Genomic DNA, 2,009 nt, shown 5'->3' on the forward strand with positions numbered 1-2,009 from the left:
CCGGGTTATATAGCTGCTACATTAATGATCTTGTTTACCTTCTTCACAAAGTCTTCTGCTTCAGAAGGACTGATCAACCATTTTTGTTTATCTGATTCTATCAGCACCAGGTTTTCCCGGTTGGTACACCAGCGTTGGTACTTTCCTATTTCACTGGAGCGGTAGGTACCCAGGTAACCGAATACGCCTCCTAAAGCCAGTAAACGGGAGCTGCTGCCCAGGTCTTCTTCAGTGATACTTCTCAGTCTTACCACATCCTCCATCATAATAGTGATGCTATAGAGCGGCCGCTTGATAAGTATAGCCGTTGCCGTGATAGTGTAATATTGAGGGCTCAGGCACCAGGCTACTATGATAACAGGTACCAGAATAAACAGCAGCATCGTGGTGCTAACAGAGTCGTGGGAAATATCAGTTATCTGTCTGCATAAAAAAACCAATGTAAGAATGATGACAAGATTAGTGACCAGTTTTGAATTATCATCCAGTGGGGCGGCGTATCGCATATGTTCCTCTCCTTTAGTTCGATCAGTAAGATAAAAAAAAATAATTATATGCTATCATACTTCCCTGTTTTTTCTTCCATGGTCACATCGCTGTCCTTTCTTATCTGCATTTTTATATACACTAATAATTGAGAGGCACCGGCTTTAAAACATACTTCCTGGGTTTGGCGGACTACTTCCATCAGCTCTTCATAGGTTCCTTCCATGACTGTTTCGAAAGGGCATACCCGGTATTTTACACCGGATGCTTTGATCACGGCAATGGCTTCATCTACGACCGCATATACCTGTTCTGAAGGCACTGAAGGAATGATTTGCAGTGCTAAATTGATCTTATTACTCATCTTTCTAACTATTTTTTATTTATTGATTATTAATTATTTACAAAGTATACCTACTGGATTAGTTTAATCAAAACCTATTCTAAATTAGTTGTTTTTTATGGTACTCCGGGTGAAAAGCGGTTTTATTCCTAAAGAATCAATTTAGATAATTCTTATGAATATTTATTAATCAATATTTTAGGTGAGATAAAATAACATAAAAATGGCTCCTGTCACCAGCACTTGTTTTCGTTATGTATATAAATAATATTTCATTCATATTCCTGGTATTGGAATGATTTCCCCGTGTAAAATACGAAGGCAACACGTTCCTTAAAACGTATTGCCTTCGTAAAAAATAATTATCGGTATTTATTTTTTGATCGCGAGATAATTAAACTCATCCAGTCTTTCAAAAGTAAAATCCGCCAAAGAGCTCAACTTATCGTTTACAGTATTGTCTCCTTCGTAACGTTCAAAAATAATACGAAGGTGAGGTGTTTGCTGGATAAATTGTCTGGCGCCTTCCAGCACGTCTGTTTCCATTCCTTCCACATCCAGTTTCACCACCAGCCGGCTACCAGGGGCAAAGCCAAGTTCGGATAACAGATCATCCAATCTCTCGATGGGAATATTTCCACCTTCCTTGTTATCACGGTCTATGTAACTCGAGCCCGTAACGGTACTCATGATGTTGAAGTTTACTTTTTCCTGGTGACTACCCAGCCCACAGGCGAAGAGCTTTACTTTGCTACCCACGTTATTGAGTTTTATGTTCTCTTCCACCGCCTTAAAGTTCACTGGTTCAAAAGCAACACAGGGTACTCCCTGGCTACCCAGCCAGATATCATACTCACCTATACAGGCGCCAATGTCAATAAACCCATCGAGCTGCCCCTGATCCAATTGTTGCTTCAGATAATTACGTACCTTTTTTTCATATGCATAGTTGATGAACTGAAAATCAGTGGTACCTGCCCTTATTTTGAAACGCCCCAAAGCCGATCGGGCGTTCCAGCCCCTCAAGGTAGGTTTGTTTAATAGCACCAGCTTAAGGGAAGCCTTGAGCGAATTCCAGTCGTTATGCCGGATATATTCACTGAAGTAAGCTACGTACTGTTTGTATTTAGAAAGATTTCTCCACGATGGGTAATAGGCTGCGTCTTTCATAACCTTGGGG

3 protein-coding genes are annotated in these 2,009 nt (G+C 40.5%); all 3 read right to left on the reverse strand.

Annotated elements, in window-relative coordinates; genetic code table 11:
- Window positions 1-5 precede the first annotated feature (5 nt).
- Window positions 6-506 carry a PH domain-containing protein gene (locus VIP81_RS31435; protein ID WP_331971461.1) on the reverse strand — a complete coding sequence of 167 codons (501 nt, stop codon included), beginning with the start codon at window positions 504-506 and terminating at the stop codon, window positions 6-8.
- A gap of 44 nt (window positions 507-550) precedes the next feature.
- Window positions 551-850 carry a thiamine-binding protein gene (locus tag VIP81_RS31440; RefSeq protein ID WP_331971464.1) on the reverse strand — a complete coding sequence of 100 codons (300 nt, stop codon included), beginning with the start codon at window positions 848-850 and terminating at the stop codon, window positions 551-553.
- Between the two features lie 351 nt (window positions 851-1,201).
- Window positions 1,202-2,009, reverse strand: an 808-nt coding sequence (locus tag VIP81_RS31445) for an FkbM family methyltransferase (protein WP_331971466.1), incomplete at its 5' end; no start/stop codon positions are given.

Source organism: Chitinophaga sp. (assembly GCF_036566945.1).
Lineage (GTDB): Bacteria > Bacteroidota > Bacteroidia > Chitinophagales > Chitinophagaceae > Chitinophaga.